This window comes from Salinimicrobium sp. CAU 1759 (genome assembly GCF_054482715.1).
Window position 1 is genome coordinate 2,366,265 of the sequence record NZ_JBTLRK010000001.1, and the last position, 25,329, is coordinate 2,391,593.

Sequence of the window (25,329 nt, forward strand, 5' to 3'; positions counted from 1 at the left end):
TAAAGGGATTTTAACTGAAGCTTTAGTGTTCACAACAGGTTCATAAATCGTAATGACCTAAAGCTGAGTAGAACTGTACTTTTTGTATATTTAATAAAAACCCCCGTTATGAAAGATCGCGATCAATCCCTCCTCGAATTACGGCCTCAAATTGAATCTGCTGTAGTAAATGCTTCAACACTTCCCGATGAACAGTTCCAGAACCGTACGCTACGCCCTGTTATCCTACTCCAAAATGACCTTTTATTAGAGGCTTTCAGGAATTATGTGCAAAAACATAAGAACGTCTTCTATGAAATGAGCATCGAAAAAAGAATGGCGTATATAGAAAATTCAATTCAGAAGGATATAAAATTCCGCAACAGCCTTAAAGGGATGGTCATTGGCCAATTTACCATTGAAGAATACACTTACTACATCACAAATTCTTCGGCTTTGAACAAAAGGATGATGAACCTGGTCAAGGAAAGACTACAGAGCAATATTCAGCTGCTGGATTCCCTTCCTGCCGTTTGATTCGGCTTCAACAGTCTGTATTTATTAAACTTTTGCTAATTGTTCTTTTTTGAATTTTGCGTTGGCTAATTTTAATGAAAACGCAAAAAAAATGAGCATTAATAAAGAAGAGTTATTCAACAAATGTCTTGATATAGTCAATGATAGAATTGACCAGTACAATGAAAAAATGGATTCAATTAGCGGCCAGAATGAGCAGCATAAATTTCATCCAGATTTTGATGAATACGGCAATAAAGGAGAAATGCTTACAGAATATGAAAAGAACGCCGCCTATCTTGACAGGGTGCGTAGTATGAAGGAAACTTTAGCGAACCTTGATATGGATCACCGAAGTGAAGTAGTCCGTCCGGGAAGTGTTGTGGAAACCGAAAAAGGGTATTATTTTGTTTCTGTTCCCTTGGGGGAAGTAGATATGGAAAGCGGAAGCAAAGTCTATGCTATCTCAACAGATGCTCCTATTTATAAGGAAATGGAGGGAAAAAAAGCCGGAGACTCCTTCAGTTTCAGAGATGGAAAGGTGGATATCGTTAAAGTTCATTAAAGCTATTCCGGATATTCAATTCTAAGATGGTAGATATTCTTTAGCTTCCGCTTCAGGATCTTTTTTACCTGCTGAATTTCCATAAAGGTAATATTGGAATTAAGGAATTGCCCGTCTTCCATTTGTTTGTTAATGATCTTTTCCACGAATTCATCAATGGTCTTGGCTGTAGGTTCCTTAATACTCCTGCTTGCCGCCTCCACGCTATCACACATCATAAGGATTGCGGTTTCCTTGCTAAAAGGCATGGGACCGGGATAACGAAAGTCATCTTCGTTAATATCCCTATCATTTTCCATGGCTTTCTTGAGGAAATAATACACCGTGGTAGTTCCGTGATGGGTACGGATAAAGTCTATAACTCTGTCAGGTAGATTCCTCTTTTTGGCAATTTCAATTCCGTTGATCACGTGCTCGATAATAATATCGGCGCTTTCTTTTGGTGAAAGTTCATCGTGAGAATTGACGGAGGTAGTTTGATTCTCGGTAAAATATGTAGGATTCCGCATCTTCCCAATGTCGTGATAAAGAGCTCCAACCCTTGCCAGCATTGAATTGGCACCAATTTCATTTGCTGCTGCTTCAGCCAGGTTGGCAACATTCAAGGAATGGTGAAACGTTCCAGGAGCTTTATCTGAAAGCTCTTTAAGAAGCTTGGTATTAGTGTCTGAAAGTTCCAGTAAGGACATATCTGAAATTAGACCAAAGATCTTTTCGTAAGCATAGATAAGTGGTTGCACAAACAGAGTAGCCAGACCTCCCAGGAGGAACATGAGAAAAATTTCAGGTTCCACTTCATAAATGGATCCCTCCTGAATAACGGTAAAAGCGAAATAGGAAACTATATACACCAGGGTTATTTGTCCAACAGTAATGAATAAATTTGCCCTTTTATAGAGTTCAGAGACAGTGAGTATAGTCACAATCCCTGCAATGATTTGCAGGAACATGTATTCGTAGCTATCCGGAACAATAAATCCGAGTAGCAAAACAGTAATTACATGGGTGAAGAGCCCCAGTCGGGAATCGAAGAATCCTTTAATGGTAAGTGGTAGGATACACAAAGGCACCACGTACACATATTCTACATTGAATTTTATTACAAGTACTGTGAGCAGCACCATAAGAGTGACATTAAAGAAAATGAAGGTCACCTTTATGTTATTCTGAAAGATATCATACCTATACTTACGTATGAAGAGCATTAGCATTAAAAGAGCCAGAAACACAAGCAGGGTATATCCTACTATGACCCAATTGTAATTAGCCTCACTCCACACCTGGGATTCATATTCAGCCTTGAGGGAATTAAGGATCTGCAGTTTGTTTCCTTCCACGACCTCTCCCTTGGCAACAATTATTGTCCCCCTTTCCACATTTCCACGGGTGTAGGAGATCTGGTTGTATTTGCTCTCCAAATCACTTTGAGTCAAAGCCTCATTATAGGTAACATTGGTCTTTACCGTATCAAAGAAAAGGCTAATAAGTTCTTCCCTGAAATTTTGAAGCTGTGCCTGATCAATTCTGCGGTTGAGGAAATCCCGGAGTTGATTCTGTTTTAAAATGCTTTTATAGGTTACCTCTGTCACCTCATTTCCTTCTCTAAGATAGACCAGTTGATCGGGGCTAAGTGGAACTATCTCCTGAAGCACTCCGGCGTCATAGATCTCTTCAAAAGTATCTTCTATGAAATCTTTTAACCTGTTGTTGTCCCGGCGGGAAAGAGTATCAGGAAAAACACTTATGTATTGCTCTTCAAGAGCAGCCTCTACATCCTGAACGATTTCCGGATTATAGTCATAATAAGGAACATGTGTCTTGTTGATCTCCTCTTTTTCAGCAGCCAGTTCTTCAGGGGTCTTTAAAATGGCAAAGTCAAAAGGCGCATAAAGGTTTTCATATTGCCAGGGTTTTCCTTTTGGAATTTCATATTTGAATTTACCTCCCTTAGGGAACAAATAGACAATTATAAAGGTGGTAAGGAGAAATAAAAAAACCTTATAAAAGAGATCCTGATTTTTATAAAGGCTGTTGATAAAAGATTTCATACAGGGACTATTCTTTTCAAAAGTACTAAAAAAAGCCGGCTGTCAAGAAGTCGTTGGTTTCTTCCTCATAAAATGATTAAATTCGCGAAAGTGAAAATTTAAATCCGCAAAACCATGAATAAGGAAGTAGTTATAGTAAGTGCAGTAAGAACTCCAATAGGCAGTTTCTTAGGCAGCTTATCCTCTGTTCCCGCTACCAGGCTGGGATCAATAGCAATAAAAGGAGCTCTTGACAAGATTAATTTGAAGCCCGAAATGGTGGACGAAGTACTCATGGGGAATGTAGTACAGGCCGGCGTAGGCCAGGCTCCTGCAAGGCAGGCTGCCCTGGGTGCAGGAATCCCAACAAGTGTTCCCTGTACAACTGTAAATAAGGTATGTGCCAGCGGAATGAAAGCTGTTATGCAGGCAGCACAGGCTATAGCACTTGGAGATGCTAATATAGTTGTGGCCGGAGGTATGGAAAATATGAGTCTTATTCCTCATTACCTACACCTTAGAAACGGTCAAAAATTTGGACCGGCTCAAATGGAAGACGGTATGCAGAAAGACGGTCTTGTAGATGCCTATGACCATAATGCAATGGGAGTAGCCGCAGATCATTGTGCTAAAGAACATAATTACTCCAGAGAAGAACAGGACAAATTTGCTGTCCAGTCTTACGAAAGATCCAGAAAAGCCTGGGAAGAAGGAAGGTTCAATGAGGAAGTAGTGCCGGTGGAAGTGCCTCAAAGAAAAGGAGATCCTGTTGTGGTAAAGGAAGATGAAGAATACAGGAATGTAAAGATGGATAAAATTGCTTCTTTACGCCCAGCTTTTAGCAAAGACGGTACTGTTACTGCCGCAAATGCCTCTACCATAAATGACGGTGCTGCTGCACTTGTACTAATGAGCCGTGAAAAGGCCGATGAGCTTGGACTGGAAGTTCTGGCAAGCATTAAGAGCTTTGCAGATGCTGCCACAGAACCAATCTGGTTCACCACAGCTCCTGCTAAGGCCTTACCGAAAGCTCTGGATAAAGCCGGACTCTCTATTGACAAAGTAGATTACTTCGAGTTCAACGAAGCCTTTTCTGTAGTAGGTCTAGTGAACATGAAGATATTGGAACTTGAGGATAAGAATGTGAATGTGAATGGAGGTGCCGTTTCTCTGGGACACCCACTGGGATGTTCAGGTGCTCGAATTATTGTGACCTTGCTCAATGTACTTAAACAAAACAACGGTAAGATAGGTGCAGCTGCGGTTTGTAATGGTGGCGGAGGAGCTTCGGCTATGATCATTGAACGTCCTTAATACCGGTTTGAAAGCCCCTTTTTAATGCAATATGCCATTTGTAATCTGGGAGTTGTCCCTTTAAGAGCAGAACCTGCACATACCTCAGAAATGGTTAGTCAGTTGCTTTATGGCGAATCCTATAAGATCCTTGAGGCCAGAGCAAAATGGTCGAGGATCCGCACATCATTTGATGCTCTGGAAGCATGGATAGAGAATAATCAGATCCTCAAGATCTCTGAATCAGATTATGAGAATCTGCAGATTGCCTTACCGATGCTTTCGGCTGATCTTGTGGAGTTCGTGACCGCAGGAGAGCAGCTCATCCCGATACCTCTTTGTTCTGAAATACAGGGAGTAGAGCTTTTGGGACACAGGCACACCGGCACAACCTCAAACGGCAGCCAACCCAAGGACAAACTTATTGAAACTGCTTTTCTTTACCTGAATGCTCCCTATTTATGGGGAGGAAAAACACCAATGGGAATAGACGCCAGTGGCTTTACCCAGATGGTCTATAAGCTAAATGGCCACAAACTGGCAAGGCATGCTGCAGAGCAGGCAAGGGAGGGAGAATCCCTTAGCTTTATTGAGGAAAGCGAACCGGGTGACCTGGCATTCTTTGACAATGCCGACGGAGTTATTAATCATGTGGGAATTATGATGAGAGATAATTACATCCTGCATGCGGACGGAAAAGTACGGCTGGATCGTATAGATCATTCAGGGATCTATAACTCAGAACTCAGACGCCACACCCACAAATTGAGAGTCATTAAAAAGATGATATAAAAAAACCGCTCAAATAATTGAGCGGTTTTTTTATGCAGTAGCTTTAAAACTGTTATTGCTTAGGTGTAGCTGAAGAAGCTCCGGCAGCTTCTAACTGAGCTACTTTTTCCTTCATTTCTTCTGCCTTAGCGGTTTCATTCAACTGGTAGTAGATGTTCATCATCGTTCTTGCAGCCTCGATGTTATCCGGGTCATTAGCCATCACTTTCTCAAGGTGTGGAAGTGCATCTCTGTAGATTCCCTGACGCTGTTCAGAAAGCTCTTCATACTTCTTTTGATCTGCCTTACTCATTCCTAGCTTGTTCATTTGCTCTACAAGAGGCTGTTCTTTAGAGAGAATAACATATGCAATATTAATTCTCGCATTATGCATTTCCGGATCAAGCTCAATCGCTCTTTTGTAGTAGTCTATAGCGCGATCATTTTCTCCAAGTTGAGCAGAACTTACTCCCATGTTGTAGTAAAGAGTGGCATCATTAGGGTTTTGGCTTACTACTTCTTCAAGGATCTCACGATATTTATTCATGTCTCCCATTCTGTAGTACATATCTGCTTCAGATTGCATAAGAGTAGCATCATTGGGATTAGCCTCTTTAGCTCTTTCCATTGCAGCAATTGCCTTCTCATTCTCACCTTTTTCGATGTAGATAAGAGCAATGTTCTTAGCTATCTCTCCTTCTTTAGATTCAGTTTTCTTATCCTGAGGATTAATGTAAGTTCCAGACTTTACGAAAAGATCCCTTTGCTCTTTTGAAGCCATTCTCTCCTCTTCTCCTGTTTCCTTGTTTACTGCAGTAAAGATTGTTTCTTCCCCCGTAAATCCAAGATCCTGAAGCTCTGTGTAGTATCTTAAAGCCTCATCGTAATCCTGAGAATTCACTGCATTTGAAGCTGCATAATAAAGGTAAACAGTATCCCTGTTATTCATTCTGTAACTAGCTTCAAGCTTTTGTGACGCTTCAGCGAAATTCTGTGCATTTTGATCTGCAATAGCTGAATTAACCAATGCATTGCTTACCGCATCCATTCCCTGCTGAACTTCGTCATGACCTAATTCCTTAGCTTTTTTCATAGCCTCGGCTGCAGCCATAAGATCGGCAGTTGGTACGTTTTCACCTGTTCCTACTAATGCATAACCTTTGTAAAGGTAGAAATCTGCTTTTTCATCTTGATCGGCGTTAGCCAATTGCGCTTCTGCCTGCTGAAGGTAGTTTTTAGCCTCCTGATATTCCCCTTTTTCAACCGCTTTTCCGGCTCTTTTTATTTCCTTCTTTTGGGCAAATGATACGACAGTGAACATAGCTAAAGCTGCCGTTAAAATTCTGGTTTTCATCTTTTGTGGTTTTGATTAAAATTATTCCTCACTATCGTTTGCAATAGTTGTGCCATCCTGGTTTTGATCAGTGATCTCGGGGGTTGCATCTCCTGCCACATCCTCCACATCTTCTTCCTCATTGATCACTTTCGCCACGGCAGCAATAGAGTCATTATTCTTTAAGTTGATTAATCTAACCCCTTGCGTTGCACGTCCCATTACACGCAAATTAGAAACAGATGTTCTAATTGCAAGACCAGATTTATTGATGATCATAAGGTCATCAAGATCGGTCACACTTTTTATTGAAACAAGGCTTCCTGTTTTAGAGGTAATGGAAATAGTTTTCACTCCTTTACCTCCACGGTTGGTGATCCTGTAGATTGGTTCCCCATCTTCAGGGTCATCAATATAGGTACGTTTACCGTACCCATTTTCAGAAACTACAAGTACCGTTTCTTCCATAGGATTTTCAATGGTGATCATTCCTACTACTTCATCCTTGTCATCTGCTAAAGTAATACCTCTAACTCCCGAAGCATTTCTACCCATAGGACGGGTCTTGCTTTCATCAAATCGTATAGCTTTTCCGCTTTTTAGCGCGAGCATCACCTGGCTCTCACCGGTTGTCAACCTTGCTTCAAGCAGCTCATCCCCCTCACGAATTGTTATTGCATTGATCCCATTTGTTCTAGGTCTTGAGTACTGCTCCAAAGATGTCTTCTTTACCTGACCTTTTTTGGTAGCCATCATGACATAGTGGCTGTTAATGTACTCCTCATCCTTGAGATCCTTAGTACATATGAATGCTTTCAGCTTATCATCCGGTTCAAGATTGATTAGGTTTTGTATAGCCCTTCCCTTTGAAGTTTTACTTCCTTCAGGAATCTCAAACACCCTCATCCAGAAACACTTACCTTTTTCAGTAAAGAACAGCATGTACTGGTGGTTGGTCCCGATAAAGAGGTTCTCAAGGAAATCTTCATTTCTTGTTGTAGATCCTTTTTGTCCTACTCCTCCCCTGTTCTGGGTCTTGTATTCAGTAAGAGATGTTCTTTTGATATAACCCGCATGCGAAATAGTGATCACCACCTGCTCATCGGGGATCATATCTTCCATACTAAGATCACCTCCCGCATACTCAATTGTGGAGCGTCTTTCATCCCCATATTTTTCTTTGATCTCAAGCATCTCATCTTTGATCACTTGCATTCTTCGTTCCTTACGGGCAAGAATATCCTTAAGATCTTCAATGGTCTTCATGATCTCTTCATACTCAGCTCGTAGTTTATCCTGCTCAAGACCCGTTAATTGTCTCAAGCGCATTTCTACAATTGCCTTGGCCTGCACTTCGGATAGCTCGAAACGTTCGATCAACTTGGCACGGGCTTCATCGGCATTGCTGGAAGCTCTTATCAAAGCGATAACTTCATCAATATTATCGGAAGCTATGATAAGTCCTTCTAATATATGCGCACGCTCTTCAGCTTTTCTTAGCTCATATTCAGTTCGGCGAACGACCACCTCATGACGATGTTCTACAAAATGATAGATCATATCCTTCAAATTCAGCATTTGAGGACGACCTTTTACAAGAGCAATATTGTTTACACTAAAGGAACTTTGTAGTGCTGTATGCTTGTACAATAGATTTAGTACAATATTTGGAATAGCATCTCTTTTAAGGATATACACGATGCGCATCCCATTACGGTCAGATTCATCCCTGATAAGAGAGATACCTTCGATCTTCTTCTCATTTACAAGATCGGCTGTTTTCTTGATCATTTCAGCTTTGTTGACCTGGTAAGGAATTTCGGTCACTATAATAGCCTCTTTCCCCGCCACTTCTTCGGTCTGGGCCTTCGCCCTCATCACAACTCTTCCGCGACCGGTTTTAAAAGCTTCGCGAACTCCGTCATAACCGTAGATAATACCTCCTGTGGGAAAATCGGGAGCTTTTACATGCTCAATAAGCTCATCTATTTCTATATCATGGTTATCGATATAAGCTACAACGCCATCAATAACTTCAGAAAGGTTATGAGGAGGCATATTTGTAGCCATACCTACTGCGATTCCACTTGCCCCGTTTACTAAAAGGTTTGGAATACGCGTTGGCAATACAGTAGGTTCATGAATTGTATCATCGAAGTTAAGCTGCATATCGACAGTTTCTTTATCGATATCTGCTAACATATCTTCACTGATCTTGCGCATTCTGGCTTCGGTATAACGCATTGCTGCAGGACTGTCCCCATCAATAGAACCAAAGTTACCCTGCCCGTCTACGAGCATATAACGCAAACTCCACTCCTGGGCCATACGCACCATAGTGTCATAAACAGATGAATCTCCGTGAGGGTGAAACTTACCTAAAACTTCCCCTACAATTCTTGCAGATTTTTTATGAGCCCTGTTGGAAAGAACTCCAAGCTCGTACATTCCATATAATACCCGGCGGTGTACCGGCTTTAATCCGTCGCGTACGTCTGGCAGGGCACGTGACACAATGACCGACATTGAATAATCAATGTAAGCCGACTTCATTTCATCTTCAATATTGATAGGAATTAACTTTTCTCCTTCAGCCATAAATATCTATTATTTTGGTTCAAAAATCTAACGTGCCAATTTACGCATTTTAGCCCACCTACAGGCACTCTACATTGAGGTTTTCTTGTATTTTATTAACAAATTTTTAGTTGTGCTTGGTTAATAAGTTCATTACATTCTGCTTTGTTTTATTGACACAAATTCGTCAATTAGCTTTACTTCAGATAAACACAATTCAGAGAATCGGGTACGGTTTTTGAAACCTGTATAAAAATAATTTGAGAGAAAGGAATTAACATGGATGATAATTTTTCACCAAGAGTAAAAGACGTAATTGCCTATAGCAAGGAAGAAGCACTTAGGCTTGGCCATGATTTTATTGGTACCGAGCATTTAATGCTGGGTCTTCTAAGAGATGGTGATGGTAAAGCCATTAATATATTAAATGCCCTGGATGTGGATCTTACTCATTTGAGAAGAAAGGTCGAGATCCTTAGCCCCGCCAATCCCAATGTAGCTGTAGAATCTAATGAAAAGAGAAACCTGCATCTAACAAGACAGGCGGAAAGAGCTCTAAAAACGACATTTTTGGAAGCCAAGCTTTTCCAAAGCACCTCCATTAACACAGCACACCTGCTATTGTGTATATTAAGGAATGAAAATGACCCCACGACCAAGCTTCTGAATAAGCTAAAGGTAGACTACGACGGAGTCAAAGACCAGTTCAAGTATATGATCACTAACGAGGACGATTATATTGACTCCCCAACCTCCGAATCTTTTTCAGATGAGGATTCCAGTTCAGATGATTCCGGAAAAAGCAATCCTTTTGCCGGTACTCCGGGGAAATCTACCAAAAAGTCTAAGACTCCGGTACTGGATAACTTCGGAAGGGATCTAACGGCACTTGCAGAGCTTGATAAACTCGATCCGGTTGTTGGTCGTGAAAAAGAGATAGAGAGAGTTTCTCAGATCTTAAGCCGAAGGAAAAAGAACAACCCGCTACTAATTGGAGAACCGGGTGTCGGTAAATCGGCTATTGCTGAAGGTCTCGCCCTTCGAATCGTAAAAAGAAAAGTTTCCAGAATTCTTTTTGACAAACGTGTGGTAACTCTAGATCTTGCCAGTTTAGTGGCAGGAACCAAGTACCGTGGGCAGTTCGAGGAAAGGATGAAAGCCGTTATGAACGAGCTGGAAAAGAATAATGACATCATTCTTTTCATTGACGAGATCCACACAATTGTAGGTGCCGGTGGCGCTACAGGAAGTCTGGATGCCAGCAATATGTTTAAACCGGCCCTGGCAAGAGGTGAAATTCAATGTATAGGTGCTACCACTCTTGATGAGTACAGGCAGTACATAGAAAAGGATGGAGCCCTTGAAAGACGTTTTCAAAAGGTGATCGTAGAGCCTACTTCTATTGAAGAGACTATTGAGATCCTAAATAACATAAAAGATAAATACGAAGAACACCACAATGTCACCTATACAGATGAGGCCATACAGGCATGTGTGAAGCTTACCAGCAGATACATGACCGACAGGTTTTTGCCAGACAAGGCCATTGATGCCCTTGATGAAGCAGGGTCTCGGGTTCACATCACAAATATTGATGTTCCAAAGCAGATCCTTGAACTTGAGCGTAAGTTGGAGGAAGTAAGGGAGCTTAAAAACACTGTGGTTAAAAAGCAAAAATATGAAGAAGCTGCAAAGCTTCGTGATGACGAAAAGAATATTGAGAAGGATCTAGCGCAGGCACAAGCCCGCTGGGAAGAAGAATCCAAAATGCATCGCGAAACGGTGACAGAAGATAATGTTGCCGATGTTGTGTCAATGATGACAGGGGTGCCCGTAAATAGAATTGCACAAACAGAGATCAATAAGCTCTACCAGTTACCTGAACTTATTAAAGGTAAGGTCATTGGTCAGGATGAAGCCGTTGGCAAAGTTGTAAAGGCAATCCAGCGTAACCGTGCCGGATTAAAAGATCCAAACAAACCAATTGGTTCCTTTATCTTCCTAGGACAAACCGGGGTTGGTAAGACTCAGCTGGCGAAGATCCTTTCCCGTGAGTTATTCGACAATGAAGATGCGTTGATACGTATTGACATGAGCGAATACATGGAGAAGTTTGCCGTGAGTAGATTGATAGGAGCACCTCCGGGATATGTTGGATACGAGGAAGGTGGACAATTGACCGAGAAGGTCCGTAGAAAGCCTTACGCGGTGATCCTGCTGGACGAGGTTGAGAAGGCGCATCCCGATGTTTTCAACATGCTGCTCCAGGTTCTTGATGATGGGTATTTGACAGATAGTTTAGGTCGTAAGATCGACTTCCGAAATACGATCATCATCATGACTTCTAATATTGGAGCGAGAAAATTAAAGGATTTTGGCCAGGGAGTTGGATTTGGAACTTCAGCAAGGAAGAACCAAATGGACGAGAATGCCCGAGGAGTAATAGAAAGCGCTTTGAAAAAGGCTTTCGCACCAGAATTTCTTAACCGTGTAGATGACGTAGTGATCTTCAACCCACTTGAGCAGGAAGATATTCACAAGATCATCGATATCGAGCTTGAAAAATTGTTTGGAAGGATTGGTGCCTTAGGTTATGATCTGGAATTAAGCAAAAAGGCAAAAGATTATATTGCTGAAAAAGGATTTGATAAGCAGTATGGTGCGAGGCCTTTAAACCGGGCTATTCAAAAATATATTGAAGATGCTTTGGCCGAAGAGATCATTACCTCTCATATTTCTGAAGGAGACAAGGTTTTTATGGATCTGGATGAAGAGAAGAAGGAATTGACCATCAAGGTTGAAAAGGCCAAAAAGGAAACAAATTCCGAAGATTCTAAATAATTATTTGAAGAATAGATTTGTAAAGAGTCTGTCTGAAAAGCATGAAACGTCATCCTGAATTCATTTCAGGATCTTAACCAATTGAAAACGAAAGTAAATTGGAAAATGGAAGCTGAAACAAGTTCAGTTTGACGAAATGCACTTTTCAGACAGACTCTTTTTATTTTCTACTGTGTCTTGATTTTAAGATCTCAATAACATCTTCTAATTTAAATCCTTTAGCCTGCAGCAGGATGAGATAGTGAAACAAGAGATCGGCGCTTTCATTCAGGAAGAGGTCATCATTGTCGTCCTTTGCTTCGATCACAGTTTCTACTGCCTCCTCACCCACTTTCTGGGCAATTTTGTTGATCCCACTTCTAAACAGAGAAGCCACATAACTTTTTTCATTGTCAGGATTTGATCTGCGGTCAGAGATCACGGTTTCCAGCTGTGTCAAAAATGACATTTCTGAAACATTTTTTTCTCCCCAGCAGGTGTCAGTTCCCTTATGACATGTAGGCCCCTTAGGATTTACAAATACCAACAGCGTATCATTATCGCAATCTACCTGCATGTCTACCAGGTGAAGAAAATTACCACTCTCCTCTCCTTTCGTCCAAAGCCTCTGCTTGCTCCTGCTGAAAAATGTCACCTTTCTGGTTTCCTGTGTTTTCCTGAAGGCTTCTTCATTCATATAACCCAGCATCAGAACATTTTTCGTCTCGGCATCCTGTATAATTGCCGGTACTAATCCGTCTTTATCTTTACTAAAATCTATCTTCATTTCATTAATTTTTTAATCATAACTATTCTCCTGTCAGGTCGAGGGACCCTCTCGCACTTCTAACTTCTACAATCTTACTTCAATCCCTTGTTTCTTCATTTCCTGTTTGAGGTCCTTTATTTCAATTTCCTTAAAGTGAAAAACACTTGCCGCCAAAGCAGCATCGGCTTTTCCCTTTTTAAAGGCCTCACAAAAGTGCTCTTTATTTCCTGCACCGCCGGAAGCAATAACAGGAATACTCACCAGCTGGGATACTTTCTCGAGAGCTTCATTGGCAAAGCCTGCCTTGGTGCCGTCGTGATCCATGGAGGTGAAGAGGATCTCCCCGGCACCGCGTTTTTCTACTTCAACTACCCAGTCAAAAAGGTCAATTTCTGTAGGTACTTTTCCACCTACCAGGTGTACCAGCCACTTATCTCTCACCTGCTTCGCATCTATTGCCACCACTATGCACTGTCTTCCGAATTTTGCTGCGAGCTCATTGATCAACCCCGGATTTTTCACTGCTGAAGAATTGATAGCAACTTTATCGGCGCCATTCTGAAGCAGCACATCCACATCTTCTACAGATGAAATTCCGCCACCAACAGTAAATGGAATATTTATAGTAGCCGCCACCTTCCGCACCAGTTCGGCAAGAGTCTTACGTTTTTCTTCGGTAGCCGAAATATCCAGGAACACCAGCTCATCTGCGCCCGACTTTGAATAGATCTCCGCCAGCTCCACAGGATCTCCCGCATCCCGAAGACTCACAAAGTTCACTCCTTTTACAGTTCTTCCGTCTTTGATATCCAGACAGGGAATTATTCTTTTTGTCAGCATGATTTAGATATTAGATTTGAGATATGAGATGTGAGATTCTTTTTGCTAATCCATCCTCTCATTTTATTATTGGAATTTGGTGCTTGAAATTTGGTGCTTATATTTTTTGTCTTGATTCTTGTCTCTTGGCTCTTGCCTCTCAAAAAATGAATTTCTCCAACTGCTTTAGGCTAATCCTATTCTCATAGATCGCCTTTCCTAAAATGGCTCCTTCACACCCTATTTCCTGAAGCTTTGGAAGATCATCAAATTCTGCAATCCCTCCGGAGGCTATCAGTTTCACATCCAGTATTTCCCTGAGTATCTTTTGGTACAGGTCAAAAGACGGACCTTCCAGCATACCATCTTTAGCAATGTCTGTACAGATCACATATTGGACTCCGTTTTCATGATATCTCTGGATAAATGGCAATAAATCTTCCTCAGATTCTTCAAGCCAGCCACTCACCGCGACCTTCTCATCCTTGGCATCGGCTCCTAAAATGATCTTTTCGCTTCCATATTTCTCGAGCCATGACAGAAATGTTTCCCTGTCCTTTACCGCGATACTCCCACCGGTGATCTGAGCAGCGCCACTATTAAATGCGATCTCCAGATCTTTATCAGATTTTAGTCCGCCACCAAAGTCGATTTTCAGGTTGGTTCCTGAAGCGATCTGTTCAAGCACCTTATAATTGACAATATGCTTGGACTTGGCTCCGTCCAGATCTACCAGGTGTAAATACTGAATTCCGTGATCCTGAAACTGCTTCGCCACCTCCAACGGATTTTCATTGTAAATTTTTTTTGAATTATAATCGCCCTGGGAAAGCCTTACACACTTTCCGTCGATGATATCTATGGCTGGTATTATTCTCATTTGAAGTTAGATTTTAGAAGTCAGATTTAAGAAGTTTTATTTTAGAAGAAAGATTTTTAAATTTTATTTCTCCTTTTGATTTTTTTTTAGCCGTGTTGATGGAGGCAACTACAATAGATATAATTTCATTTGCTTCGGAATGCAACACTTTTACCTCTTGAATATCTTGGCCAAGAATTTCAATAAAAAGCTCAAGAAAATACATGCTTTCATCGGCCTCTTCCTCAACTATTTTAAGTTTATTTATAAAATCAGCAGTTGATTTAGCTCTTTGAGCTGCGCGATAATTTGCACCTACAGAGCTCGAACTTTTGATGAGTTGATTTACATAAGCATTCTATTCCCGTGAATGCGGAATCTTATGACAAAACCTCCAACAATTAACCGCAAATTCCTTTGTCCTTAATTTTAAGTCCTTCATATTCTAATTATTAACGATTGCACCTCTTACTCCGTAAATCTAACTTCACTTCGTACTTCTAACTTCGGAAATCTAACTTCAATTCGTACTTCTAACTTCGTAATCTAACTTCGTAAATCTAACTTCACTTCGTACTTCCAACTTCATAAATCTAACTTCAATTCGTACTTCTAACTTCGTAAATCTACCTTCACTTCGTACTTCTAACTTCGTAAATCTAACTTCAAAAAATTCTCCAGAATTTTTTCCCCTGCTTCACTGCTTTTTTCCGGATGAAACTGTACCCCGTAAAAGTTATCTTTTTGTAACGCAGATGAATAATTCACGCCGTAGTCACATTTGGCTATGGTTTCTGAGCAAACCGGGGCATAAAAACTGTGTACCAGGTAAACAAATTCCTGTTCAGCTATCCCCTCAAAAAGGTCAGTTTTAAGTTCCTTTATCCTGTTCCAGCCAATGTGCGGAACCTTTAAAGTTTTCTCAAAGTGGACCACATCTACATTAAAGATCCCGAGTCCTTCTGTATCTCCTTCTTCAGACCAGTTACACATGAGCTGCATGCCAAGGCAAATTCCCAGAACGGGCTGCTTTAACTGCGGAATAACTTTATCCAATCCTGTACTTTTCAGCTTTTTCATGGCTGAACTCGCCTCTCCCACTCCCGGAAATATCACTTTATCGGCAGCCTTTATTTCTTCCGAATCACTGCTCAGGATTCCGGTGTAGCCAAGTCTTTCCAGGGCGAATTTTATACTCTGAATATTCCCTGCCCCGTAATCTATAATAACAACTTTCTCAGAAGCTTTATTTCTTTCAATACCCATATCTACTATCTCAAGTCTAACATCTCCGATCTATTACAACATTCCCTTTGTGGAAGGCAGGATCATTTTATCGGAATCCCGCTTAACCGCTACTTTTATCGCCTTCGCAAAAGCCTTGAAAATGGCTTCGATCTTATGATGTTCATTGGTGCCTTCAGCTTTGATATTCAGATTTGCTTTTGCGCCGTCGGTAAAGGATTTGAAAAAGTGATAGAACATTTCTGTAGGCATTGCACCTATCATTTCTCTTTTAAAATCGGCTTCCCAAACCAGCCAATTCCTTCCGCCGAAATCAATGGCTACCTGCGCCAGGCAATCATCCATTGGCAGTGCAAAACCATAGCGTTCAATTCCGAGTTTATTTCCCAATGCTTTAGAAAAAACTTCGCCCAGGGCAATCGCAGTATCTTCGATCGTGTGGTGTTCGTCTACTTCCAAATCTCCTTTCACCATGATCTCCAGATCCATTTGTCCGTGGCGGGCGATCTGGTCAAGCATGTGATCAAAGAACTTGATCCCTGTGTCGATCCGGCTTTTACCGGTGCCATCGAGATTCAGAGAAATAGAAATATCGGTTTCATTCGTTTTCCTTTCGATGCTGGCCGTACGCTCCTCCAGCTTCAGGAACTCATAAATTTCTTTCCAGCTGTTGGTCTCCAGCCTTATGCTTTTTTGAAGCTCCTCCTTTTTTACTGAAAGCTCATTACTTCCTAATTCCTCATGACCGGTAATAAAAATTCCTTTTGCCCCCAGGTTCCTGGCCAGCTCCATATCGGTAAGTCGGTCCCCTAGTACGAAGCTATTTTTGAGGTCGTATTTCTCAGTATCGAAATAAGCTTTTAGTAAACCCGTTCCCGGTTTTCGCGTAGGCGCATTATCTTCCGGAAAAGTGCGGTCAATTATTACTTCTGAAAATTTCACTCCTTCATTTTCAAAAGCCTTCAGCACAAAATTCTGCACGGGCCAAAATGTATCTTCCGGAAAGGAATCTGTTCCCAATCCATCCTGGTTGGTGACCATCACCAGCTCGTAATCCAGTTCCCGGGCAATTTTTGAGAGGTAATGAAAAGCTGCAGGATAAAATTCCAGCTTGTCAAAATGATCAAGCTGAAAATCTTCCGGCTCTAATACAATTGTACCATCACGGTCTATAAATAATACCTTTTTCATGCTTCAAGTTCCTTTAATTTCTTTAATAATTCCTGATTTTCCGTCGGCGTACCTACCGTGAACCTCAGGGTATTGTCACATAGCTGCTGATTGCTGCGATTGCGTACCACCACTCCGGCCTCGATTAGCTGCTCATACTTTTTCCCGGCATTCTCAACTCTCGCCAAAAGAAAATTCGCGTCTGATGGAAAAATCTTCTTCACAAATGCCATTTTTGAGAGGTTAGCAGCAAGCAGTTCTCTTTCCGTTAAGATCAGCTGTACTTCCTTATTCACCTCCTCCGGCTTCGAGAGCCGCTCCAATGCTCTTTGTTGCGTAAGCTCATTGACGTTATATGGCGGCTTGATCTTGTTCAGAACAGCAATAATTTCTTCAGAAGCATAACATATTCCCAATCTTATTCCTGCCATGCCATAAGCTTTGGAAAGCGTCTGGGTGATCACCAGATTCGGAGATTCCTCCAATCGTTCCAGCCAGCTTCTTTCAGCTGAAAAATCTATATATGCCTCATCAATTACCACGAGTCCGTTGAAGTCCTTAAGGATCTTTTCTACGGAAGCTTCCGAAAATGAATTTCCTGTGGGATTATTTGGAGAGCACAAAAATATCAGTTTTGTCCGCTCATCAACTTTTTCAAGAATTGAATCCACATCTGGCTGAAAGTTCTGCTTTAAAACCACTTCCCGATCTTCAATTTCGTTCAATCCCGCCAACACTTTATACATGCCATAAGTTGGCGGCAGCGTAATGACATTATCAACCTGCGGTCGACAAAATGCCCTGAAGATGAGATCCAGCACTTCATCACTGCCGTTCCCCAACAAAATTTGTGCTTCCAAAACCCCTTTTTGAGAGGCAAGCACCTGCTTCACCTTTCCCTGCTGGGGATCGGGATAACGGTTCACTCCATTTTCAAACGGATTTTCATTGGCATCCAAAAATGTCATTTTTCGGCCGTCTGTTTTGTACTCGTCCCTCGCCGAAGAATACGGCTTCATTTGCAGAACATTTGGTCGCACCAGGCGATTTAGATCAAAGTTCTTATTCATTTCCCGAAGATTTCAGCTGGTTCAACCTTAAAGTAACGGCATTCTTATGAGCCTGTAAACCTTCAGCTTCAGCCATAAGTTCAATGGAATTCCCAATATTCCGGATTCCTTCCGCAGAGATCTCCTGAAAAGTAATGGCTTTGGTAAAGCTATCGAGGTTCACCCCGCTGTATTGTTTAGCGTACCCGTTGGTTGGCAAGGTGTGATTAGTACCCGATGCATAATCTCCTGCGCTCTCGGGGGTGTAATTACCTATAAAAACCGAACCTGCATTTATAATTCCCTGCACAAAAAAGTTATTTTTGGAGGTGCAGACAATGAAATGTTCAGGGGCATATTCATTTATAAGATCTAAAGCTTTTTCAGCAGAACTCATATAGATAAAGCGGGAATTTTCTATTGCTGCCTGTGCGATCTCTTTCCGCGGAAGATCTTTCAGCTGACTTTCAATTTCAGCTTCTACTTTATTCAAAAGCTGTTTGGAAGGAGAAACCAGCACCACCTGACTGTCAATACCATGCTCGGCCTGAGAAAGCAGATCGGAAGCTACAAAAGCTCCATCGGCAGTATCATCGGCTACCACAAGCAGTTCTGAAGGGCCAGCCGGCATATCGATGGCCACGTTATATTTTGTCGCCATTTGCTTTGCCACAGTGACATATTGGTTACCGGGGCCAAAGATCTTGTAAACCTTCTTTATACTTTCAGTACCAAACGTCATGGCAGCAACGGCCTGGATCCCTCCCACTTTGTAAATTTTTTCTATGCCGCAAAGCTTAGCGGTATATAAAATGGCAGGATTTACAGAACCATCCTTTGCCGGCGGCGTGCAAAGAATTACCTCTTTACATCCTGCGATCTGTGCAGGGACAGCAAGCATCAAGATCGTCGAAAACAAGGGAGCGGTACCGCCGGGAATATACAGACCCACTTTTTGAATAGGTCGTTTTTCCTGCCAGCATTTCACTCCGGCTACAGTTTCGACAGAAACTTTTTCGGTTTTCTGAGCTGCGTGGAATTTCCGGATGTTTTCCTTGGCAAGAGCAATAGCAGCTTTAAGCTCTTCTGAAACCTTGCCAGTTGCTGCTTCAATCTCTTTAGAAGAAACTTCAAAACTTTCAGAGTTAAAGCCATCAAATAGTTCGGCATATTTTCTTACTGAAGCATCTCCATCGGCTTTGACCTCTCTAAAGATCTGTTCCACAATCTGTTCGATATCGGCAACAGTTTTGGTTGGACGTTCAAGGATTGCCTCCCATTCAGTTTGTTCCGGATCAAAAAATTTCTTCATGTTTTCAGCTTTTTAGAGTACCATTTTTTCGATTGGAGCGACCAGAATACCTTCTGCTCCGTTTGATTTCAGCTCATCTATTACCTCCCAGAACCTTTCCTCAGAAATTACTGTATGCAGGGAGCTCCAGCCTTCTTCAGCCAGCGGCAGTACAGTTGGGCTTCTCATTCCCGGTAACAGCTTTACGACCGCCTCAATTTTAGAATTTGGGACGTTCATCAGGATATATTTTGAATTGCGGGCTCGTAATACTGCTTTGATCCTGAACTGAAGTTTCTTCAGGATCTCATCAACTTCCGAAGAAATTTTTGGTGATACAGCAAGTACGGCTTCGCTCTTTAGCATGACCTCTACCTCCTTGAGATTATTTTTAAATAATGTGCTCCCACTGGATACAATATCGCAAATAGCATCGGCCAGACCAATGTTTGGCGCGATCTCTACCGAACCGTTGATAATATGAAGATCGGCCGTAACTCCCTTTTTCGAGAGGTAATTTCGTACCGTATTTGGATAAGAGGTGGCGATCCTTGCACCTTCCAGGCCTTCAACACCGTTGTAGCGGGCCGATTTTGGAACAGCCAGAGAAACCCGGCATTTGGAGAAGCCTAGTCTCTCGGCCATTTTGATGTCTTCGCCTTTTTCAACAAGCACGTTCTCTCCAATGATCGCAGCATCAACAACTCCATCCCGTAGATACTGAGGAATATCACCATTCCGGAGATAGAATACCTCCAGCGGAAAATTTCCGGAGGTAGCCTTTAATTGCTCTCTCCCATTGTCTATTGAAATTCCGGCATCCTTTAAAAGCTTTAAGGAATCGTCGTGTAACCTCCCCGATTTTTGAACTGCTATTCTTATTCTCTTCATGTTTTTCATTTTTAGTCTGGGCAGAACAAAGGGAATAAAAAAACCCGTTTGAGCTGCTCAAACGGGTTTTAGAAATATGGTTTATATACACATATCTATCTCACCTCGCAAGAGCGAATGCATGAGAATGATGATGATGTAGTTGTTGTGTCTTCATTTTACTATTGCGAAATTACAGATTTATTTTACAATCTAAAATTCTTTTTCGCCTAAATTTTAATTATCTCCTAGAATGATTGGCATTCCATTCTCTCCACCTATCACCACAACTTTCGCGTTAGGAGATTTTGCCAGTTCCAGGGTTGCCTGGATTCCTTTCTCCTCAAGCACTTTATCTGTAAGAGAAGCAGCCAGGATCTGGTTAGCACGCGCCTTTCCTTCGGCATCAATACGTTGTCTCTCGGCCTCTTGTTCGGCCTTTGTCAAACGAAATTCATATTCTAAAGATTCCTGCTCCTGTCTCAACTTTCTTTCTATGGCATCTTTAATCGTAGAAGGCAACGAGACATCTCTCACCAGTACCTCGTTGATCTGCACATACTGCTCTTTGAGCAGTAACTGAGTTTCTTCAAAGATCTCCTTCTGAATAGCTTCACGTTTACTTGCATAAAGCTGCTCCGGATTATATCTTCCTACTACCGCACGGGCTGCCGATCGAACTGCCGGCTGAAGTACCCTCTGAATATAAGCCTCTCCTTTTTCCTTATGCAAGGCACCAAGATCTTTATAATCTGGCTGAAACCATACAGAAGCATCTATCTCGATCTCAAGTCCGTTAGAAGACAACACCTGCATTCTTTCATCCAGGGACTGCTGCCGAACTTCGTAAACATAAACTTTATTCCAGGGAGCTACAAAGTGAAAACCCTCCCCTAAAGGTGGCTCATCTACAACCACACCACCCCCAAAGGTCTGGTACAAAACTCCGGCTTCCCCGGAATCTATAGTGATGGTGGATTTGGCAATAAGAATAATTAAAATAATTCCTGCGAATAGAATTGGCAGGCCAATTTTTGGTAATCTTTCCATGATAATAGTTAAATGTAAATTAGATAAGACCGTAATATTTTCTCAGGAACCACTCAGCGCTTAAAGCTAGTGCGATAATTCCTAATAAAATTTCAAGGTCGATCAAAGATACGTCCTTTTCGCGGCTTTTTTGGATGGTTGCATAAGAATTGGACGACAGAAGCTCATTTTTAAGCTCCTGGAAATCTTCTAAAAAGTAGATCTCCTGTCCTTTTTGCAATGCAATTTGTTGCAATCCTTCTAGGTTTGCTCTTACAAACTGCTTTTCGACATCAAATTCCAGAATTCTCAAATTACCCGAGCGCGAAAGATTTTGGCCTTCCACCCCAACAGTAAAATTATAATCACCTGCAGGTAGGCTGCTCAAATCTACTTCAAAAGAATTTTCTTTAAGCAGGAAAGGAATTTGTCGCTGCTCTTGGGTCTCTTGGTTTCTTATTAGCAAGAAAACTGAAGCACGGCGATCAAAATTAAAACTTTGATCGAAATATTCGGCTTTCACAATCACACCCTGACTTGCATTATAAAGAGGCTCATAATCCAACACCAGTCTCTCTTGTCTGTTTGAGGATGCAAGAAACTGAACCAGCTTTCCAATAAGATCATCGAACTTTTGAAAAGATCCTGTATCCTGAAAAACTGAACTTCGCCAACGCCACAAATTTGTTCCAAAAAGAAATCCGAATCTAGGTCCAGTCCCTGAGGAAATTCCCAGTAAAGGAATCGAGGTTTCTATTCCCTGCAGCTCCCGGTATAACAAAATATCCAGGGATTGAGGGGCCTCAAGATTACCAAATGTTCCTTCGAGAGGTGGAAGTCCTGAATAACCTATATCCTCTGTTTGAAAAGCTTTGAAATTCTCATTCCAAACCGGAATATATTCTTCTGACTGATTTGTGATCTCCTGGCGGAATATTTCCTGCTGTTGATTCAAAAATTTCCAGTTCGTTTTTGGACCGGTAATGAGGAAATAGTTCCTGTTTTCAATGTCCAGCTGGGTCATAAGATCCTGAAACCTGGCATCGGGTTGATAAAGGATCACAAGCTGAAAACCTTTAATATTTTTGACCTCTAAGATTGGCTTCAATTCCACTTCTCTTTGCTGGTTGCTCTCAATGGCCTTTTGCAGAGCCCCCAGGTCTGGGTGCAGAATGGAATATGCGATAAGAACTTTACTGCGCTCATCGATCACCTGCACCACAAACTCCCGATTATTATTGAGTAGATTTCTTTCGGCTTCAAGAGGCGATAGCCGAACTTCAAAATTCTGTACACCAATTGCACTGGCCGGAAGCTCCACCCGTACAACTTCAGAATTATCTTCTGAAGAAAAGGAAAGTTGTTGAGAATATGCTACCGAGCCTCCTTTCAAGATCTCCAGTCTCGTCTGGGCCGCAGCATCTCCTGAATAGTTCACAATAACCTCAACCGGAAAACGGTTGTTCAAAAAAGCATATTTATTGACATTCACACGGCCTATACTCAAATCCCTATATCGTGCAGTATCCCCAACTATTACAGGTAATATTGGTTGCTTAAAACGTTGCGCCGGAAAGCGAAATTCTTCACCAAGAGTTTGATTACCATCTGTGATAAGAACTACAGGTGCAATCTCCCTCTCATAAAGGTCGGAAAGATCCTGAAAAACCACAGGTAAGTTTGTCTGAGATTCCTCAAAATCTAAAGAATCAGATTTTTTTAAAGTGCTACCGAAGGAAAAGGTTTCTATTTCAAATCTTTCCCTAAGGTCGGGGTCATTCCGAAGCTTACTTACCAGTTCTTTCACCCGTTCTCCCTCACCAAATTCCTTTATTGATGAAGAATTATCTACCGCCAGGACAAGATCCGGCTTCTCGGTAAAATATTCTGCATCACTTATGGTTGGGTTGATAAGTAATAGCAAAAGTGCGAAGGTAGCTACAAAACGAAGGGCTGCAAAAATGGCATTTTTGGAACCTCTCTTCTTCGACCTATAGAAATACTGAAATAAAGCCAGAACCAGCGCAAGGATAAAAGCTCCGATAAGAAGAAGAATCGTTGTTGCCGGCATGTGTACTGGTTTAAGAAAAGAAACCCGCTCCTAATAGAAGCGGGTCATTATTTTTAGGTAAGCATTCCTCCATCAACATTGATCACCTGGCCTGTTATGTAGGCGCTTAGATCACTGCCCAGAAAGACGCATGTATTCGCAATATCTTCTGGCGTTCCACCACGTTTTAATGGGATAGCCTCTCTCCAGCCTTCTACTACCTTCTCATCCAGCTTTCCTGTCATTTCTGTCTCAATGAAGCCGGGGGCGATCACATTGGTACGAATGTTCCGGGAGCCCAGTTCAAGAGCCATAGATTTAGAGAATCCTATCATTCCGGCTTTGGAAGCGGCATAGTTTGCCTGTCCCGCGTTTCCTTTCACTCCTACCACACTACTCATATTAATGATACTTCCCTGGCGTTGCTTTAACATGGTTCTTTGAACGGCTTTAGTCATATTGAAAACAGACTTCAGGTTTACTTCGATCACCTTATCAAAATCTTCCTCGCTCATTCGCATCAGCAGGTTGTCTTTAGTGATCCCTGCATTGTTTACAAGAACATCAATACTTCCAAAATCTTCCAGAACATTTTTCACAAGTTCTTCAGCTTCTTTAAAATCGGCTGCATTTGATTTATATCCTTTTGCTTTTACTCCAAGCTCCTGAAGTTCTTTCTCGAGCTGGTTTGCAGCTTCGGCAGAGGAGCTATAGGTAAAGGCCACATTGGCACCATGCTTAGCAAAAACTTCGGCTATTCCCTTTCCAATCCCTCTACTGGCACCGGTTATAATAGCATTTTTTCCTTCTAATAATTTCATGATTAAAATCTGTTTTCCTGGTGGGGTTAATTAAATTCAAATATAGTAAAACAACGGTCAAGACTAAAAAACCTCCGAAAATTGCCCTTTTTGACAAGTTACGGAGGTTAAATTATTTTAAACAGGAAGATCCTATCCCATTACTTCTTTAACTTTCTTACCAATCTCTGCAGGAGAATCAACTACGTGGATCCCACACTCACGCATGATCGCTTTCTTGGCTTCGGCAGTATCTTCACTACCTCCAACAATTGCTCCGGCGTGACCCATTGTGCGTCCTTTTGGAGCAGTTTCCCCGGCGATAAATCCAACTACCGGTTTTTTATTTCCGTTCTCCTTGATCCAGCGGGCAGCATCGGCTTCAAGTTGTCCACCAATCTCACCGATCATCACAATACATTCAGTTTCGTCATCGTTCATCAACAACTCAACAGCTTCTTTGGTAGTAGTGCCAATAATTGGATCTCCTCCAATTCCAATTGCCGTTGTGATCCCTAATCCCTGCTTCACAACCTGATCGGCTGCTTCATAAGTAAGAGTTCCAGATTTTGAAACGATACCTACATTACCTTTTTTGAAGACAAAGCCTGGCATGATACCCACTTTTGCTTCACCCGGAGTGATTACCCCAGGACAGTTAGGACCAACAAGACGACAGTCTTTATCTTTTATATAATCGGCAGCTTTAATCATATCGGCCACAGGGATTCCTTCAGTAATAGTAATGATCACTTTTATCCCTGCATCTGCAGCTTCCATAATGGCATCGGCTGCAAAAGCCGGCGGTACAAAAATAATTGAAACATCGGCTCCTGTTTCTTTAACAGCACCAGAGACGGTGTTGAAAACAGGCTTTTCAAGGTGTTTTTGACCTCCTTTACCGGGGGTTACTCCACCTACCACATTCGTTCCATATTCGATCATTTGCCCGGCATGAAAAGTACCCTCACTTCCGGTAAATCCTTGTACAATTATTTTTGAATCTTTATTGACTAAAACGCTCATAGTTGATTATTTGATTTTTCAGTTGCAAAATTAGGTTTTTATAAAAGAAACCTAAAGGGTTTTTACTAATTAATTGGAAGGAAAGAATCCAGATTTTCAGGGCTGTCATCGGCCTGCTGACTTATTTGATGGCCCCGGTACATTTTCCCGTCCTTACACTCCCAAATTGCAATAAAGTGCGCCATAGGAAGTTCTTCATCGGGATTCTCCACAGTGCGAACATAATACGTGAATCTTATTGTCACCATATTGTCATCACTAAGGAGGTGACTAATGTCTGCCTTGAGATGTTCGAACGAGCGGGAGAATTCTTTTGACATTGCTGCAATATCTGAAAACCCGAGCTTGTGAAATCCTGCGCTACTGTTCCAAAAAAGCTGAGCTTCGGGATGGAGATACTCCTTTACAGAATCGGGATTTTTGTAAAAATCTGAAGAATAGAATTTCGCAACGCAGTCTTTAGCTTCCATA

Annotated in this window: 22 protein-coding genes; 5 read left to right on the forward strand and 17 right to left on the reverse strand. The window is 41.7% G+C overall.

The features are described 5' to 3' along the window. Window positions 1-108 precede the first annotated feature (108 nt). Together ACXYMT_RS10660 and ACXYMT_RS10665 are read left to right on the forward strand one after the other, a co-directional pair. The gene (locus ACXYMT_RS10660) at window positions 109-516 is read left to right on the forward strand and encodes a glyoxalase (protein ID WP_459059060.1); all 408 of its coding nucleotides are present in this window, start codon (window positions 109-111) and stop codon (window positions 514-516) included. A gap of 91 nt (window positions 517-607) precedes the next feature. Next, entirely contained in the window at window positions 608-1,060 is a 453-nt protein-coding gene (locus ACXYMT_RS10665; protein WP_459059061.1) for a transcription elongation factor, read from the forward strand. A 2-nt stretch (window positions 1,061-1,062) separates the two neighbouring features. Here ACXYMT_RS10665 and ACXYMT_RS10670 read toward each other — a convergent pair whose 3' ends face one another. Then, window positions 1,063-3,108 carry an HD family phosphohydrolase gene (locus ACXYMT_RS10670; RefSeq protein WP_459059062.1) on the reverse strand — a complete coding sequence of 682 codons (2,046 nt, stop codon included), beginning with the start codon at window positions 3,106-3,108 and terminating at the stop codon, window positions 1,063-1,065. A 114-nt stretch (window positions 3,109-3,222) separates the two neighbouring features. Here ACXYMT_RS10670 and ACXYMT_RS10675 point away from each other — a divergent pair, with 114 nt between their 5' ends. Both ACXYMT_RS10675 and ACXYMT_RS10680 read left to right on the forward strand, forming a co-directional pair. Continuing rightward, window positions 3,223-4,401, forward strand: a complete 1,179-nt coding sequence (locus ACXYMT_RS10675) for an acetyl-CoA C-acyltransferase (RefSeq protein ID WP_459059063.1) — start codon at window positions 3,223-3,225, stop codon at window positions 4,399-4,401. A gap of 24 nt (window positions 4,402-4,425) precedes the next feature. Continuing rightward, entirely contained in the window at window positions 4,426-5,172 is a 747-nt protein-coding gene (locus ACXYMT_RS10680; RefSeq protein ID WP_459059064.1) for a C40 family peptidase, read from the forward strand. A 52-nt stretch (window positions 5,173-5,224) separates the two neighbouring features. On the opposite strand, the gene ACXYMT_RS10685 is transcribed toward ACXYMT_RS10680, so the two are convergent. Together ACXYMT_RS10685 and gyrA are read right to left on the reverse strand one after the other, a co-directional pair. Next, entirely contained in the window at window positions 5,225-6,505 is a 1,281-nt protein-coding gene (locus ACXYMT_RS10685) for a tetratricopeptide repeat protein (RefSeq protein ID WP_459059065.1), read from the reverse strand. A 21-nt stretch (window positions 6,506-6,526) separates the two neighbouring features. Then, complete coding sequence (gene gyrA / locus ACXYMT_RS10690) at window positions 6,527-9,082, reverse strand: DNA gyrase subunit A (RefSeq protein WP_459059066.1); 2,556 nt, start codon at window positions 9,080-9,082, stop codon at window positions 6,527-6,529. A gap of 258 nt (window positions 9,083-9,340) precedes the next feature. Here gyrA and ACXYMT_RS10695 point away from each other — a divergent pair, with 258 nt between their 5' ends. After that, complete coding sequence (locus tag ACXYMT_RS10695) at window positions 9,341-11,902, forward strand: ATP-dependent Clp protease ATP-binding subunit (protein ID WP_459059067.1); 2,562 nt, start codon at window positions 9,341-9,343, stop codon at window positions 11,900-11,902. A gap of 160 nt (window positions 11,903-12,062) precedes the next feature. On the opposite strand, the gene hisIE is transcribed toward ACXYMT_RS10695, so the two are convergent. The 14 genes from hisIE to ACXYMT_RS10765 all read right to left on the reverse strand — a co-directional run bounded on the left by hisIE (window position 12,063) and on the right by ACXYMT_RS10765 (window position 25,328). Beyond that, window positions 12,063-12,668 (reverse strand): bifunctional phosphoribosyl-AMP cyclohydrolase/phosphoribosyl-ATP diphosphatase HisIE, encoded by a 606-nt coding sequence (hisIE, locus tag ACXYMT_RS10700; protein WP_459059068.1) that lies wholly within the window; start codon window positions 12,666-12,668, stop codon window positions 12,063-12,065. A 66-nt stretch (window positions 12,669-12,734) separates the two neighbouring features. Beyond that, window positions 12,735-13,490 carry an imidazole glycerol phosphate synthase subunit HisF gene (hisF, locus tag ACXYMT_RS10705; protein WP_459059069.1) on the reverse strand — a complete coding sequence of 252 codons (756 nt, stop codon included), beginning with the start codon at window positions 13,488-13,490 and terminating at the stop codon, window positions 12,735-12,737. A gap of 139 nt (window positions 13,491-13,629) precedes the next feature. After that, on the reverse strand, window positions 13,630-14,349 hold the full coding sequence (hisA, locus tag ACXYMT_RS10710; protein ID WP_459059070.1) for a 1-(5-phosphoribosyl)-5-[(5-phosphoribosylamino)methylideneamino]imidazole-4-carboxamide isomerase: 720 nt from the start codon (window positions 14,347-14,349) through the stop codon (window positions 13,630-13,632). 13 nt (window positions 14,350-14,362) lie between these two features. Then, complete coding sequence (locus ACXYMT_RS10715) at window positions 14,363-14,665, reverse strand: four helix bundle protein (protein ID WP_459059171.1); 303 nt, start codon at window positions 14,663-14,665, stop codon at window positions 14,363-14,365. 308 nt (window positions 14,666-14,973) lie between these two features. Beyond that, window positions 14,974-15,594: an imidazole glycerol phosphate synthase subunit HisH gene (gene hisH / locus ACXYMT_RS10720; protein ID WP_459059071.1), complete on the reverse strand. Its 621-nt coding sequence runs from the start codon at window positions 15,592-15,594 to the stop codon at window positions 14,974-14,976. A 33-nt stretch (window positions 15,595-15,627) separates the two neighbouring features. After that, window positions 15,628-16,764, reverse strand: coding sequence for a bifunctional histidinol-phosphatase/imidazoleglycerol-phosphate dehydratase HisB (hisB, locus tag ACXYMT_RS10725; protein WP_459059072.1), 1,137 nt, complete (start codon window positions 16,762-16,764; stop codon window positions 15,628-15,630). Beyond that, the gene (hisC, locus tag ACXYMT_RS10730; protein WP_459059073.1) at window positions 16,761-17,813 is read right to left on the reverse strand and encodes a histidinol-phosphate transaminase; all 1,053 of its coding nucleotides are present in this window, start codon (window positions 17,811-17,813) and stop codon (window positions 16,761-16,763) included. The genes hisB and hisC overlap by 4 nt, the downstream gene beginning before the upstream one ends. Next, window positions 17,806-19,104, reverse strand: coding sequence for a histidinol dehydrogenase (gene hisD, locus ACXYMT_RS10735; RefSeq protein ID WP_459059074.1), 1,299 nt, complete (start codon window positions 19,102-19,104; stop codon window positions 17,806-17,808). Before hisD ends, hisC begins: the two co-directional genes overlap by 8 nt. 12 nt (window positions 19,105-19,116) lie before the next feature. Then, window positions 19,117-19,974, reverse strand: a complete 858-nt coding sequence (hisG, locus tag ACXYMT_RS10740) for an ATP phosphoribosyltransferase (protein ID WP_459059075.1) — start codon at window positions 19,972-19,974, stop codon at window positions 19,117-19,119. Between the two features lie 216 nt (window positions 19,975-20,190). Then, complete coding sequence (locus ACXYMT_RS10745; protein ID WP_459059076.1) at window positions 20,191-21,003, reverse strand: prohibitin family protein; 813 nt, start codon at window positions 21,001-21,003, stop codon at window positions 20,191-20,193. Between the two features lie 19 nt (window positions 21,004-21,022). Beyond that, on the reverse strand, window positions 21,023-23,053 hold the full coding sequence (locus ACXYMT_RS10750; protein ID WP_459059077.1) for a VWA domain-containing protein: 2,031 nt from the start codon (window positions 23,051-23,053) through the stop codon (window positions 21,023-21,025). A 53-nt stretch (window positions 23,054-23,106) separates the two neighbouring features. Beyond that, a complete protein-coding gene (gene fabG, locus ACXYMT_RS10755; protein WP_459059078.1) occupies window positions 23,107-23,853 on the reverse strand; it encodes a 3-oxoacyl-[acyl-carrier-protein] reductase in 747 nt (248 codons plus the stop codon). Window positions 23,854-23,985: 132 nt separating this feature from the next. Continuing rightward, entirely contained in the window at window positions 23,986-24,858 is an 873-nt protein-coding gene (gene sucD / locus ACXYMT_RS10760) for a succinate--CoA ligase subunit alpha (RefSeq protein ID WP_459059079.1), read from the reverse strand. A 65-nt stretch (window positions 24,859-24,923) separates the two neighbouring features. Beyond that, entirely contained in the window at window positions 24,924-25,328 is a 405-nt protein-coding gene (locus tag ACXYMT_RS10765) for a nuclear transport factor 2 family protein (protein ID WP_459059080.1), read from the reverse strand. Window position 25,329 lies beyond the last annotated feature (1 nt).